This window comes from Dyella soli (assembly GCF_054482295.1).
Map to the genome: position 1 here is coordinate 1,121,004 of NZ_JBTFFU010000001.1, position 14,489 is coordinate 1,135,492.

The following is a 14,489-nucleotide window of genomic DNA, read 5'->3' on the forward strand; positions in this document are numbered from 1 at the left end:
TCAGTCGGTATAGCCGAACTTCTTCAGCATCGACTCGTCGTCGACCCAGCCCTCGCGCACCTTCACCCACAGGCGCAGGAATACTTTCCGCTCGAAGGCGTTTTCCATGTGGCGTCGCGCGGCGCTGCCGATGGCCTTGAGCTGTGCGCCGCCATTGCCGATCACGATCGCCTTCTGGCCGTCGCGCTCCACCCAGATCACGGCATGGATTTCCGCCACGCCGTCGGGCCGGTCGCTGAACTGCTCGATCTCCACCGTGGTGGCGTAAGGCAGTTCCTGGTCCAGGCGCAGCATCAGCTGCTCGCGCACCATTTCGGCGGCAAGGAAGCGCTCGCTGCGATCGGTGACCTCGTCTTCGCCGTACACCGGCGGCTGCACGGGCAGGCGCCTGAGGATGCCCGCCTCGAGCTCCTTCAGGCCGTTCTGCTTGAGCGCGCTGACGTAATAGACGTCATCGAAGCTGTGGCGCGACATCAGGTCGGCCACGAACGGCAGCATGGTGGTCTTGTCCTTGGCCAGGTCGACCTTGTTGATCACCAGCAGGCGCGGCACCTTCTGCTCGACCAGGGCACCGTAGAGGGCCTCGTCTTCGTCGGTCCAGCGACCCGCCTCGATCACCTGCACGACCACTTCGACCTCGCTGATGGCCGAGCGCGCGGCGCGGTTGAGGCTGCGATTCATGGCGCGCTTGGCGCCGCGATGCAGGCCCGGCGTGTCCACGTACATGATCTGGCCGGCCTCGCTGGTGGCGATGCCGAGGATGCGATGGCGCGTGGTCTGCGGGCGCGGGCTGACGATCGACAGGCGAAAGCCGATCAGCGCGTTCAGCAGGGTGGACTTGCCCACGTTGGGGCGACCCGCGAGCGCCACCGTGCCGCAGCGGAAATCGTCGTGGGGAAGCTCGGCCGGTGCGCCGAGGTCGATGTCGTCGTTATGGTCATTCATGAGTTCAGTTCCTGCAATAGACGCAGCACGGTTTCGGCCGCGTCTTGTTCGGCGGCCCGGCGACTGCTGCCACGGCCTTCGGCGCGGATCGCCGCGGGTTCGGTGATCTCGCACGAGACGTCGAAGGTCTTGGCGTGGTCTTCGCCGTGGCTGTCAATCAGATCGTACTGCGGCAACGGCCAGCCGCGCGCCTGCAACAGCTCCTGCAAGCGCGTCTTGGCGTCCTTGGATGAACGGGGAATGGCCGCCACCAGGGGCTCGAACAGCGCCCGGACCACGCCCCGGCACTCGCCAAAGCCGCCGTCCAGGTAGACCGCCGCGACCAGGGCCTCGAAGGCGTCGGCCAGGATCGACTCGCGCCGGTAGCCGCCGCTCTTGAGTTCGCCGGAGCCCAGCTTCAGCTCGTCGCCCAGTTCCAGCTCCCGGGCGATGACCGCCAGCGCCTGGCCGTTGACCAGTTGGGCCCGCAGGCGCGAAAGCTCGCCCTCGCTGGCGTTCGGATGTGCCTCGTAAAGCAGCTCGGCGACCATCACGCCCAACAGGGCGTCGCCGAGGAATTCCAGCCGCTCGTTGTTCGGCTTGCCCGCGCTGCGATGGGTCAGGGCCAGCAGCGCGAGCGCCGGATCACGAAAGCGGTATGACAGTTTGGTCAAATCATCGGCCTGGGATCAGCCACCGACATTGCCCTGCAGCATCACACTCTTCTCGAAGTGCAGCAGGAAGTCGATGTTGTACATGAAAGGAATGCGCTTCTCGTACATGACGTTCAGCTGCGCGGCATTGTTTTCGCGCTTGATGGTGATGTCCTTGGGCTTGATGGTGGAGTCATCCACGTACTGGAAGCCCATCTTGAACATCAGGTCGCGGCGGACGTCATCGAGGGTCTTGCCCTCCACGCCGCTGCTGGCCACCTGGTTCATGGCCTTGTTGACGCCCATGAACTCGGCGTAGGCCGGCACCAGCTTCATGGCCATGAAGCCAAAGAAACCCGCCACCATCAGCACTACAAGAAACCCGATCAGGGTGATGCCCGACTGCTTCGATTTCATAGTCCCCTCGCTATGCCGCCATGCGGCGATACCAAAAAACCCGGCCGGCACGGTTGATGGCGCCAGCCGGTCTGTTCGAAGCGGATTCTGCTCCCCACGCGCCCGCAGGTCACGTACCTGCGTCACGCCACTCAGTGGATCACCCGGCCTATCCGCTTGAAGTCATACGGATTGAGCCAGATGAGGAAGGCCTTGCCTGCCAGGTTCTGCTCCGGCAGGCAGCCCCACCAGCGGCTGTCGGTACTGTTGTAACGGTTGTCGCCCATGGCCAGGTAGCAGCCTTGCGGCACCACCAGCGGCACCCGCGCATTGGGCAGCGGCGGCGGCGTGGCGTAGTTGGGCATGCGGGCGGTCAGATGATTGACCACGCCGCCCTGGCCATTGGGCAGATGCTCGTTCCAGACGGTGGCGCCCATTTCCAGCATCAGGCGCGATTCCGCCCGCTTGGGGTCGCCTTCGTACGGACCCACCAGGTCTGCCCCTACCGGCTCGCCGTTGACCAGCAGCTGGTCGCCGCGCATCGCCACGCGGTCGCCCGGCATGCCGACGATGCGCTTGATCCAGTTCTGGCCCGGCACCGGCGCGTGCGGATCGGCACAGCTCTGGTCGCCGCTGCGCACCAGCTTCTCGCCGTCTTCGCACAGATAGCCGGGGAAGCGGAACACCACCACGTCGCCACGCCTGGGCTCACCCAGCCCCACGAACTTGTTGTTGAAGGCGGGCATGCGCAGGCCATAGGCGAACTTGTTCACCAGGATGAAATCGCCCACGTCCAGCGTCGGCATCATCGAGCCCGACGGAATGCGAAAGGGCTCGGCCACGAACGAGCGCAGCAGCAGCACGACCAGCACCACCGGGAACAGCGAACGCGACCAGTCCACGACCATGGGCTCGCGCACTTCGGCACCGGCGGCCTCGGCCCTGGCCTTGCGCTGCTTGTGGAAGAACAGGCGGTCCAGACCCCACACCACGCCGAACACGACGGTGAGGCCAAGCAGAATCGCCGAGAAATCGAAATCCATGCCCTACTCCAAAGGTTGCCCGGCGTTGGTCGCCGAATCCGCAGTTGTTATTTGTCCACCTTCAATACGGCAAGGAAGGCTTCCTGTGGAATTTCCACGCGGCCGACCTGCTTCATGCGCTTCTTGCCTTCTTTCTGCTTCTCGAGAAGCTTCTTCTTGCGGCTGACGTCGCCGCCATAACACTTGGCCAGAACGTTCTTGCGCAGGGCTTTCACCGTGGAGCGGGCCACGATCTGGGCACCGATCGCCGCCTGGATGGCCACGTCGAACTGCTGGCGCGGAATGAGGTCCTTCATGCGCTCGACCAGGTCGCGGCCGCGGCGCTCGGCATGGATGCGGTGGACGATCAGGCTCAGCGCATCCACGCGATCGCCGTTGATCAGCACGTCCACGCGCACGAACGGACCGACTTCGAAGCGCTCGAAGTGGTAGTCCATCGATGCGTAACCACGCGACACCGACTTCAGGCGATCGAAGAAATCGAGCACCACTTCCGCCAACGGCATTTCGTAGGTGATCTGCACCTGGGTGGCGAGGTACTGGATCGAGCGCTGCACGCCACGCTTCTCTTCGCACAGCGTGATGATGTTGCCGATGTAGTCCGGCGGCGTGAGGATGCTGGCCACGATGATCGGCTCGCGGATCTCCTCCATGAGATGCGGCGCCGGCAGCTTGGCCGGGTTGTCCAGCATCAGCACCGAACCGTCCGTCCTGAGCACCTCGTAGACCACGGTCGGCGCGGTGGAGATCAGGTCCAGGTCGTATTCGCGCTCCAGACGCTCCTGCACGATCTCCATGTGCAGCATGCCCAGGAAGCCGCAGCGGAAGCCGAAGCCCATGGCCTCGGAGCTTTCCGGTTCAAAGAACAGCGCGGCATCGTTGAGGCGAAGCTTGTCCAGCGCCTCGCGCAGCGACGGGTAGTCGTCGGCGGAAACCGGAAACAGGCCCGCGAACACGCGCGGCTGCATGGTCTGGAAACCCGGCAGCGGCTTGGCGGCCGGCTTGCCGGCAAGGGTCAGGGTGTCGCCCACCGGCGCGCCATGCACGTCCTTGATCGAGGCGGTGATCCAGCCCACCTCGCCGGACGCGAGCTTGTCGAGCTTCTTGCGCTTGGGCGTGAACACGCCCACTTCGCCCACTTCGTGCGCGCGGCCGGTGGACATCACCAGCAGCTTGTCGCCCGGGCGGATCTCGCCCTGCATCACGCGCACCAGCGACACCACGCCGAGGTAATTGTCGAACCACGAATCGATGATCAGCGCCTGCAGGCGATCGGTGTCGCCCGGCTGCGGCGGCGGGATGCGCGCCACGATGGCTTCCAGCACCTCGATCACGTTCTGCCCGGTCTTGGCGCTGACGGACACGGCGTCGTCGGCATCGATGCCGATCACTGCCTCGATCTCGCCCTTCACTTTTTCGGGATCGGCGGTCGGCAGGTCGATCTTGTTGAGCACGGGCACGACTTCCAGCCCCATCTCCACCGCCGTGTAGCAGTTGGCGACCGACTGGGCTTCCACGCCCTGGGCCGCGTCCACCACCAGCAGCGCGCCTTCGCAGGCGGCCAGCGAACGGCTGACTTCATAGGAGAAGTCGACGTGGCCAGGGGTGTCGATGAAATTCAGCTGGTAGGTCTTGCCGTCGCGCGCCTTGTACGGCAGCGACACCGACTGCGCCTTGATGGTGATGCCGCGCTCGCGCTCGATCGGATTGTTGTCGAGTACCTGCGCCTCCATCTCGCGCTCGGTGAGGCCGCCACAGATCTGGATGATGCGATCGGCCAGCGTGGACTTGCCGTGGTCGATGTGGGCGATGATGGAGAAGTTTCGAATCAGTTCCATGGAGCACGCTAGCTGCGTTCACTGCTTTGCGCGGCGCGCAGGCAGCGTATCGCCGGGTTGGCGATACGAACCCGGCATTATCGCATGGAACGCACGTCTTCCGGACGTGATGGCCGACCCGGCCACCCTGGCAGCCCGTGGGCACGGAGCCGGGCCAGGCCGCTCCCGTGCAAAGCCAGGGACCGGCCTGCCCTGATCGGCGGTGCCCCGTCAGTCGTTCTTGCCGCCCGGCACGGTCAGCCCGATGAAACCGCTCTGGTCGCCGTGGCGCACCAGCAACAGCACCGTGTCCCCGGGCTTGGCGTCCCTGGTGGCCTCGCGGAAAGCCGCCGCGTTGCCGACCTTCTTCTGGTTGACCATGAGGATCACGTCGCCGGACTGGAGGCCCGCCCGCGCCGCCACCGCACCGGTGACGCTGGCGATGCCTACCCCTTCACCCGCCTTGAGTCCCAGTTGCTGGCGGGTATCCCCGTCGAGATCCTGCACACTGAGGCCCAGCGCGGTGGCACCCGCATGGGCTGCGGATTTGTCGGCATCGCCGCCCGCCAGCAGCGCCGTCTTGTCGCGCGGCATTTCACTGACGACCACCGGCACCGCCTGTTTCTTGCCGTCGCGCAGGATTTCCACGGTGGCCTTGCTGCCCGGCGGCGTCTGGCCAACCAGGGGCGGCAGGTCGGCGCTCTGGTTGATGGCCTGGCCGTTGTAGGAAAGGATCACGTCGCCCGGACGCAGGCCCGCCTTGTCCGCACCGCTGCCCGGCATCACCTGGGTGACCGCCGCGCCGCTGCCGCTGTCGAGCTTGAACGCGCGAGCCATGTCGTCGGTCAATGCCTGCACCGTCACGCCCAGCATGCCGCGCGAGACATAGCCCTTCTCCTTGATCTGCTTGACCACGTTCATGGCCACGTCGATCGGAATGGAAAACGCCACGCCCTGGTAACCGCCGGTGTTGGAATAGATCTGCGAGTTGACGCCGACCACGCGGCCCTGCAGGTCAAACAGCGGGCCGCCGGAATTGCCGCGATTGATCGGCACGTCGGTCTGGATGAAGGAGGTATACGGCTGGTCCTGGCTGCCGAGGTTGCGACCGACGGCGCTGATGATGCCCTGCGTCACCGTGTAGTCGAAGCCGAATGGCGAACCGATCGCCAGCACCCATTGCCCCGGCTTGAGCGCCCGCGAATCGCCGATGCTCACGGCCGGCAGGCTACCCTTGCCGTCGACCTTGAGCAGGGCAATGTCGTACTGCGGGTCGCTGCCTACCACCTTGGCGGTCAGCGTGCGGCGATCCTGCAGGCGCACCGTGATGGTGTCGGCGCCATCGACGACGTGGTTGTTGGTAAGGACATAGCCGTCAGCGGAGATGATGAAGCCCGAACCGAGCGACGTGCGCTGCTGTTCTTCGGGCGACGGCATCATCGGCATGCCGAAGAAGCGCCGGAACATCTCCATCTGCGGGTCGTCATCGTCCGGCGCATCCGGTGCGGCGCGCCCGCTGGAGCGCCCCTTGCCAGCTTTCTTGCCGTTGTACTTGGCCTCCACGTGCACCACGGACGGCGCGTTCTTCTGCACGATGCCGGTAAAGTCGGGAAGCCCCGTGACGGCCGGCGCGCCTTGCGCCTGCACACCCCCGGCAAGCGCCAGGCTGATCAAGACACTGCACGACAACATGCGCAAGGCCAAACGATTCATGCATTCCTCCGTCGATGTTTCACGCGCATGCGCACGCCGGGCCGCGGAGCGGACCGGCATGGGCGGGCGGTGCTGGTAAAGGGTTCGGCCGCAGGCAACAACACACGGCCATGGCTTACTGGGCGCGGGCGGGCGCCTGGACTGGCGGCCGCTGGACGGGCGACTGGTCCGGATGGATCAGCAGCAGGTAGCTGCCATCACCATTGCCATTGCGAAACTGCTGCAACTGATAGGGCGACAGGTTGCTGCGCGAATAGAGCAAGGTGCCACCGTTGTCGCCATCGAGCGTGGCCGATGCCTGCTGGCTGAGCCTGGATGGCGAGTCGGCATAGGCATTGATCCACGGCGGCGCCACGGCGGGCGCCTCGGTACGGGCCACGTGGCCTGCGCGCTCGAGGTCGGCCCCCGACGAGGCCGTGGCTACCTGCGGCGAGGCCCGGTCGGCGCCCGAACCGGCGGGCTGGGCGATCATCAGGGCCGCCACCGCCACGCTGGCGGCGATGGCGCCACCGGCGGACCAGTGCAGCCAATGCCTGCGCTTGCCATGGACGACAACGCCCTCCTGCTCGATCGCCTGCATGACGCGGCTGGCGAAATCGGTGGACGCCAGCGGCGGCAACTGACGCCGCAACCCATCGCGAGCCACGTGGTAGCGCGACCATGCCTGCCGCAACGTGGCATCGTGATCGAGCCGTCGCAGGAGGAACCGCAGCTCTTCCTTCGACAGCGCGCCGTCCATGCCGGCAGACAGGTTTTCGCGTTGGGTGTCAGTCATGAGCTCAATCCTCGCGGTCGGACAACAGTGGCCGCAGTTTTTCATCGATAGCTTCGCGCGCCCGAAAAATACGTGAACGTACCGTACCGATCGGACAGCCCATCGCCTCGGCGATTTCTTCGTAACTCAGACCGTCCACTTCACGCAAGGTTATGGCGGTCCGCAATTCCTCGGGCAGCGATTGGACAGTGGAAAATACGGTTTGTTCAATTTCCTGGCGCATCAGTTCACGCTCGGGTGTGGCGCTCTCATGCATGCGGTCCGCACCCGGCACGAAGGCTGCATCATCGATGGCGATATCGTCCGCCGGAGGGCGGCGCCCCATCGCGACCAGATGGTTCTTGGCCGTATTGACGGCAATCTTGTACAGCCAAGTATAGAAAGCACTCTCCCCCCGGAACGAACCGATGGCCCGCCACGCGCGGATGAAGGCTTCCTGGGCGATGTCCTCGCATTCGCTGTAGTTCTTCACATAACGCGAAACCAGCCCGATGACCTTGTGCTGGTACTTGCGCACCAGCAGGTCAAATGCCCGCTTGTCCCCACGTTGGACGCGCTCGACCAGCGCGCCGTCCAGTTCGTTTTCGCCCATCCGGGCCATCTCCTTCGTTGATGCTGCCACGCGCCTCAGGGTGCCTCAGGAAGGGAGCGATCTGCTCAGACAAGAACCACGCATCCTAGTTCAGTACGCCCGCATGCGCTTACCAAGACATGTGGAGTGGCGCCAGGCGCCACCCGGGTCAGAAACGCATGGGCGCGCCAACGGCGCACCGTGGTTGCTGGCAAGAACCCACTTTACCCCCGCCTGCGCGGCAACCGGGGCGAATTCCACGCCCCTCTCCCCGGATATGGGGACCTCGCCGGTGGGCACAAGTCAGGCGGCGGTTCCGCTGACTCCGGCCAGCAGGAGCTGGCGCTCGTGCAGCAGCTTCTCGAAAGCCGGCTGCGGCAACGGGCGGCAGAACAGGAAGCCCTGCAGCTCATCGCACTGGTTGTTGCGCAGGAACTCCATGTGCTGCTCGGTCTCGACGCCCTCGGCCACGACGCCGCGCTTGAGGCGGTGGGCCATTTCGATGGTGGCGCGCACGATGGCCTCGTCGTCGGGGTCAACGCCGATATTGCGGACAAAGCTCTGGTCGACCTTGATGCGGTCGGCAGGCAGCTTGCGCAGGTAGTCGAGCGAGGCGGCCCCGGTACCGAAGTCGTCGATGGCGATGCGGCAGCCCAGGCGATGCAGTCCCTGCAGGTTTTCCACGAGATTCGGGGCGGCCTTGATGCTGATGCTCTCGGTCACTTCCATTTCCAGCAGGTTGGCGTCCAGCCCGCTTTCGTCCAGCGCCGATGCCACGATGTCCAGCAGGTTGGGCTGCATCAACTGCACGGCCGAGAGATTGACGCCGAGGCGCAGCCGCAGGCCATAGCGCCGCTCCCACTCCTGCGCGTGGCGGCAGGCGGTGCGCAAGACCCACTCGCCGATGGAAACGATCAGGCCCGTTTCCTCCGCCAGCGGAATGAAGAAGCCCGGACCGATGAAGCCGAGCTCCGGATGCTCCCAGCGCACCAGGGCCTCCATGCCGACGATGTCCTCGGTCACCGCGTCCACCTGCGGCTGGTAGAACACGCGCAGCTCGCCCTTGTGCTCGGCGTGGCGCAGGCCGGACTTCAGCGCGAGGTTCTGTTGCTGCGACTGTTCCGCGCGGCCTTCGAAGATCTGGTAGTTGTTGCGCCCGAGGCTCTTGGCGGCGTACATCGCCTCGTCGGCATGCTTGAGCAGGGTCTCGGCGTCCGGCGCATCGTCCGGGAAGAAGCTCACGCCGATGGACGCGGTCACCTGCAGTTCGGTGCCATCGTCGATGCGCAGAGGTGCGCCCATCACCTGCACGATCTTTTCGGCGATGCGCAGCACGTCCTCGTTTTTCACGATGTGGCGCAGGATCACCACGAACTCGTCGCCCGCATAGCGGGCCACCGTGTCCGACGCGCGCACGCTGCCGCGCAGGCGCTGCGTGGTGGTGAGCAGCACCTGGTCGCCGACCGCATGCCCCAGCGTGTCGTTGATGGTTTTGAAACGATCCAGGTCCACGAACAACAGGGCAAAGCACTCGCCGGTGCGATTGGCTTCGCGAATGACGGTGTCGAGGCGGTCATTGAACAGCAGTCGATTGGGCAGTCCGGTCAGCGCATCGAGCAGGCCCTCGGCGCGCCCCTGCTCGCGGGTTTCGCGCAGCTCGAGCGCATGGGCAAAGCGAGATGCCGCGCAACGCAACACCGGCTGCACGATGGCCAGCGAAGGCAGCGGCTGGCGCGTGCCCACCAGCAGCGCGCCCAGGACGGTGCGTCGCTCGTCCTGCAGCGGCCAGCCGGCGAACCCGGCCAGGCCCAGCTGCTCCAGCAAGGGGTCCATGGCGGCGAGCCGCGCGGCATCGGACTGGTGCAGCATGGCCTGGCCGGTCAGCACCAGGCGCAGGGAACTCTGCAGGTGCGGTCCCGGCCAGAGCTGTTCCTGCCCGCGCCAGTACTGCACCAGCTGCACCGGGGCGCCGCCCTCGTCCGGCCGGGCCGACCACACGGCCACGTAGTCCAGCCCCATTTCCTCGTAGAGCAGGCGCGCGGCCTCGGCGATGCCTTCGTCGCCACTGCCGGCGTCAAACAAGCGGGCCAGCAGCGCCAGGGCCACGTCGGGCCGCGTGGCGGCGCGATCGCTGCGGAAGATCAGGGCGACGGCATCGCGGCCGGCGTGCCGCACGACGCGCGCGCTCGCCTCGCCACTGTCGGCGCCGCGGACCGAGCGGCGCTGACCGGCATGCCAGCGGCGCGAGCCTTCGACCAGCACCTGTTCGGCGTTGATGTCCTTGAAGGTGAGTACTTCCTGCAATGGGCGGCCACGCAATTCGTGTTCGGCCAGTCCGCTATGCCTGACCAGCGCGGGACTGAATTCCAGGATTCGCGCCCGGGCCGGGTCGACCACCAGCCATTCGCTGTCCACTTCATCGAAGGCGAAGCGATAGTCGCCGTCGCTCGTCGCCTGGCTGGCGCCCGCGGCAGCCGGCGGTGTGGCCGCCCGCTGCAGGCGCTGCCAGCGCGCCAGCAATTCATGCTCGATCTGCGATGCGTAGAGCCAGTCGGCGATGCCCGAGGGCAGCTGGGTCGGGCCCAGCACGGCGCCGTCGTCAAGCACGGCGATCAACGGTGCGTTGCCACAGGCCGGCAACCCGCGCAGCACCTCGATGCCCGATTTCGCCTCGCGCCCATCACCCTCGAAGACCACCACGATCAAGGCCAGGGCCGGCCGTCCTTCAAGAAGGATGCCCGCATGCGTCGCGTCGCGCGCCGAATGCACCACGAAGTGACCGTCGCGATCAAACGTATCGAACAGGGCCCGGCGCAGCTCACGCTGCGCCGCTACCACCAGGATGCCGGCAGGTGTCGTCATGTCAGAGCAGCCAGCGGCCGTCGCGAAGGCGTGGACGCCGCACCGCGTTGGACACGCAGCTCAGTCGCACCAGCACGTCGTTGAAACTTGCGAGCAGAGGCTCCGGCGGATCGAGCAGCACGATGCGGCGGACATGCCCGGTGGTAGTGCGCGCCAACTGCCTGAGCAGCGTGGCGTCGGCCATCGCCAGGGGCAGCGGCGGACGCTGCAGGAAATAGATGCCGAAGTGATTGCTCTGCTGCACATAGCGCAGGGCGACGCTCAGGCGCTGGGAACCCGGCAGGCCGCCATGTTCCTCGCGCAGGTTGCCCAGTCCGGTTTCGGGGTTCCACAGGTAGACGGTCTGGCCGGTCCGGCGCACCAGCAGGCGCAGCTGGCTGACCAGGTCCATGTCCTCGCCCCCCTCGAGCGCCACCAGGTTGCCGCGCGCGGCAAGCACGCGCTCGAGGATGTCGGCGCCGGCCTGGATGGTTGGGGAGGCTATGGGAGTACTCATTCCGGCGTAACTTACGTGGTCGCAAAGGTTTCGCAAAGACTGCCGTGCAGGGTCGCCCGATTTGGCCTCCCAATTCATGCGGCAGTGCACAGGACGCCGATTTAAGCGGGCTTCATGATCCCCCCCGGCGGGGGGGCGGGGCCACCTCGCAATCCTCGCTACGGGAAGGTATGGTGCAAGGCTCCTCGGTCACGCCCATATCCCCATGTTCGAAGGACTGCGCTTCAACCACTGGAAGACGAACCTGGATGACGCCGGCATCGTCACCCTGTCCCTCGACCGCGCCGGAAGCAGCGTCAACGCCATATCGCGCGAGGTACTGGACGAACTGGGCCAGATCGTCGAACGGCTCGCGATCGAAAAGCCGGCCGGCGTGCTGATCCACTCGGCCAAGCCGTTCGGTTTTGCCGTCGGCGCGGACATCAGGGAATTCGTCACCTACGCCCAGCAGGGTACCGTGCTCGAGAACATCGAAAACGGCCAGCGCGTGTTCGAGTCACTGGCCCGCCTGCCCTGCCCGACCGTGGCGGCCATCCATGGTGCCTGCATGGGTGGCGGCACCGAACTGATCCTGGCCTGCCGCCAGCGCATTGCCGCCGACGACGACAAGACCCGCATCGGCCTTCCCGAAGTCATGCTCGGCATCCACCCGGGCTGGGGCGGCTCGGCCCGGCTGCCACGCCTGATCGGTGCGCCCGAAGCGCTGCAGGTGATGCTCACCGGCAAGGCGCTGTCGGCCAGGCGTGCGCTGGCGCTGGGCGTGGTGGACCGGCTCGCGCCGCCCGCCGAACTGCTGGCCGAGGCACGCGCGCTGTTGCGCCGCCCGCATGCCCAGCCATTCGCATTGCGTGCAAAAGCCTGGGCCACCAATACCTGGCTGGGGCGCCAGATCCTCGCGCCGATGGTGCTCAAGCAGACGGCCGCGAAGGTACGCAAGGAGCACTATCCGGCACCCTTTGCGCTGATCGATGTGTGGAAGCGCGGCGGCTCCGGCATCCAGCAGCGACTGAAGCTCGAGGCACGCTCCGTGGCCAGGCTGGCGGAGACGCCTACGGCACAGAACCTGATTCGCATCTTCTTCCTGCAGGAACGCCTGAAAGGCCAGGGCAGCGGCATCGAGCACGGCATCCGGCACGTGCACGTGGTGGGCGCCGGCGTGATGGGTGGCGACATCGCCGCCTGGGCCGCCTTCAAGGGCTTCGAGGTCACCCTGCAGGACCGCGAGATGAAGTACATCCAGCCTGCGCTGGATCGTGCCCGGCAGCTCTACGAGAAGAAGCTCAAGGGTGCGGACAAGGTCGAGGCCACCATGCGGCGCCTGCGCGCCGATGTCGAAGGCAAGGGCGTTGCCACGGCCGACCTGGCGCTCGAAGCGATCTTCGAAAACGCCGAGGCGAAGAAGGCGCTGTACGCCAGCATCGAGCCGCAATTCCAGTCCGATGAATTGCTCGCCACCAACACGTCGAGCATTCCGCTGGACACGTTGCGCACGGGGCTGAAGGCACCGCAGCGGTTCCTCGGCCTGCACTTCTTCAATCCGGTCGCGCAGATGCCGCTGGTGGAAGTGGTGCGCCACGACCAGCTCGATGCCGGCGCCGAGAAGCGCGCCCTCGCCTTCTGCAAGGCGATCGGCAAGTTGCCCGTGGCGGTCAAGGGCACGCCCGGCTTCCTGGTCAATCGCATCCTGATGCCTTACCTGCTCGAGGCCATGCGCCTTTACAGCGAAGGCGTGCCTGGCCCGGTGCTGGACCAGGAAGCCAAGAAGTTCGGCATGCCGATGGGCCCGATCGAACTGGCCGACACCGTGGGCCTGGACGTCTGTGCGTCGGTCGGCAAGGAACTGGCCCCCTTCCTCGGGCTGGAACTGCCGCCGGGACTGGAAGACAAGCTGGAATCCGGCAAGCGCGGCAAGAAGGACGGCCAGGGCTTGTACGTGTGGCAGGACGGCAAGCCGCAGAAGCCCGAAGTCGATCCGGACTATGTCACCCCGCCCGACCTGCAGGACCGGATGATCCTGCCCATGGTCAACGAAGCCGTCGCCTGCCTGGCCGAGGGCGTGGTCGACGACGCCGACCTGCTCGACGCCGGCGTGATCTTCGGCACCGGCTTCGCGCCGTTTCGTGGCGGCCCGATCCAGTACGCCCGCAGCGAGGGCCCGTCGGTCGTCAGGGGCAAGCTCGAACGCCTGGCGCAGCGCTATGGCGAGCGCTTCCTGCCCAAGGACGGCTGGGACCTGCCGGAGCTGGCCCGCAGTGGCCTCGATCCTTCGACGCTGGCGCCCCAGGCCGAAAGCGCCGAAGCCTGAGTTACCCATGACGGAAGACAAAACGCCCGGCAGTGCCGGGTGTTTTGCTTGGTGCCTGTCCGTCAGTCGCTGACGCGCGTCACCACATCAGGTCATCGGGCACGCCGTCTTCGCCCACGCCGCCGGTGCTGCCCGGCGCGACCAGCAAGGCGAGCTGCTGCGCATCGATGGTGCGTACCTGTTCGGCCACTTCCAGCGTGACCAGCAGGTAGCGACCCTGCTGCTGCACCACCGCCAGCTCGCCCGCATTGAGCGCAGCCAGTTGCTCGGCATCGACGTGGATGCGACGGATCTTGCCGCCGTATTCGAAATGCCGCACATGCTCGGCTTCGGCCTTGTTGAGTGCCTTGCCCTCCAGCAGCTGCTGGATCTTCAGCTTGCGCTCCCGGCGCAGGCGGGCCGCTTCGGCAGCCGCCTGTTCGGCGCGCTTGCGTTCATTGGCCTCCGTTTGCGCACGGATCGCATAAGCCTTGGCCAGGTCGATCTCCTCTTGGCTCTTGCCTGCTCCCGGCCTTGGCGACGAGGGCTTGCCCGACGCCTTGTGATGCGGCGGCTTGCCGCCTTGCTTCTGGTAAGGCGGCTTGCCGCCCTGGGGCGTAGGACGTTTTTCGTCGCGCACCTGTTTGACGATGCCGCTCTTGAGCAGCTGATCGCGCAGGGATTCGGCCATGTTCGGAACTCGCTTGCGTAGTGCTGATACTGAAGTTGACGTGGTCAATAATGCGGCGGTGGCGGCTCGCTGTGCGGATCGTGTCCCTGCGAAACGCGCATCGTGGAGAGCTCGTTGCGCAAGTCGCGGATGATCCGCTCGAGCGTCGCGATGCGCACCGACTGGTCCGCATCCGCCGCCGCCAGTGCATTCACCGTGTCGTCGATGAAGGTGAGCCGCACCTCGAGCTCCGTCAACCGCTGCTGTAGCAGGTCATCGGACATG

At 66.1% G+C, this 14,489-nt stretch carries 13 protein-coding genes; 1 reads left to right on the forward strand and 12 read right to left on the reverse strand.

The window, feature by feature from the left end; translation table 11 throughout:
- The 10 genes from era to ACXU4B_RS05225 all read right to left on the reverse strand — a co-directional run bounded on the left by era (position 1) and on the right by ACXU4B_RS05225 (position 11,250).
- On the reverse strand, positions 1-945 hold the full coding sequence (gene era, locus ACXU4B_RS05180; protein ID WP_131408390.1) for a GTPase Era: 945 nt from the start codon (positions 943-945) through the stop codon (positions 1-3).
- Entirely contained in the window at positions 942-1,598 is a 657-nt protein-coding gene (gene rnc / locus ACXU4B_RS05185; protein ID WP_131408392.1) for a ribonuclease III, read from the reverse strand. The genes era and rnc overlap by 4 nt, the downstream gene beginning before the upstream one ends.
- Positions 1,599-1,613: 15 nt before the next feature.
- Positions 1,614-1,994 (reverse strand): DUF4845 domain-containing protein, encoded by a 381-nt coding sequence (locus ACXU4B_RS05190; protein ID WP_131408394.1) that lies wholly within the window; start codon positions 1,992-1,994, stop codon positions 1,614-1,616.
- Positions 1,995-2,125: 131 nt separating this feature from the next.
- A complete protein-coding gene (gene lepB / locus ACXU4B_RS05195; RefSeq protein ID WP_131408396.1) occupies positions 2,126-3,016 on the reverse strand; it encodes a signal peptidase I in 891 nt (296 codons plus the stop codon).
- A 47-nt stretch (positions 3,017-3,063) separates the two neighbouring features.
- Positions 3,064-4,854, reverse strand: a complete 1,791-nt coding sequence (gene lepA / locus ACXU4B_RS05200; protein ID WP_131408398.1) for a translation elongation factor 4 — start codon at positions 4,852-4,854, stop codon at positions 3,064-3,066.
- A gap of 210 nt (positions 4,855-5,064) precedes the next feature.
- The gene (locus ACXU4B_RS05205) at positions 5,065-6,546 is read right to left on the reverse strand and encodes a DegQ family serine endoprotease (protein WP_131408400.1); all 1,482 of its coding nucleotides are present in this window, start codon (positions 6,544-6,546) and stop codon (positions 5,065-5,067) included.
- 115 nt (positions 6,547-6,661) lie between these two features.
- Complete coding sequence (locus tag ACXU4B_RS05210; RefSeq protein WP_131408402.1) at positions 6,662-7,321, reverse strand: sigma-E factor negative regulatory protein; 660 nt, start codon at positions 7,319-7,321, stop codon at positions 6,662-6,664.
- 4 nt (positions 7,322-7,325) lie between these two features.
- Positions 7,326-7,913, reverse strand: coding sequence for an RNA polymerase sigma factor RpoE (rpoE, locus tag ACXU4B_RS05215; RefSeq protein WP_205746524.1), 588 nt, complete (start codon positions 7,911-7,913; stop codon positions 7,326-7,328).
- 282 nt (positions 7,914-8,195) lie between these two features.
- Entirely contained in the window at positions 8,196-10,754 is a 2,559-nt protein-coding gene (locus ACXU4B_RS05220; RefSeq protein WP_131408404.1) for a putative bifunctional diguanylate cyclase/phosphodiesterase, read from the reverse strand.
- 1 nt (position 10,755) lies between these two features.
- A complete protein-coding gene (locus ACXU4B_RS05225) occupies positions 10,756-11,250 on the reverse strand; it encodes a hypothetical protein (RefSeq protein ID WP_131408406.1) in 495 nt (164 codons plus the stop codon).
- A 205-nt stretch (positions 11,251-11,455) separates the two neighbouring features.
- Here ACXU4B_RS05225 and ACXU4B_RS05230 point away from each other — a divergent pair, with 205 nt between their 5' ends.
- Complete coding sequence (locus ACXU4B_RS05230) at positions 11,456-13,555, forward strand: 3-hydroxyacyl-CoA dehydrogenase NAD-binding domain-containing protein (protein WP_131408408.1); 2,100 nt, start codon at positions 11,456-11,458, stop codon at positions 13,553-13,555.
- Between the two features lie 79 nt (positions 13,556-13,634).
- Here ACXU4B_RS05230 and ACXU4B_RS05235 read toward each other — a convergent pair whose 3' ends face one another.
- Together ACXU4B_RS05235 and ACXU4B_RS05240 are read right to left on the reverse strand one after the other, a co-directional pair.
- Positions 13,635-14,225, reverse strand: coding sequence for a DUF2058 domain-containing protein (locus ACXU4B_RS05235; protein WP_131408410.1), 591 nt, complete (start codon positions 14,223-14,225; stop codon positions 13,635-13,637).
- A gap of 44 nt (positions 14,226-14,269) precedes the next feature.
- A complete protein-coding gene (locus ACXU4B_RS05240) occupies positions 14,270-14,488 on the reverse strand; it encodes a SlyX family protein (protein ID WP_131408411.1) in 219 nt (72 codons plus the stop codon).
- Between the last annotated feature and the right edge of the window lies 1 nt (position 14,489).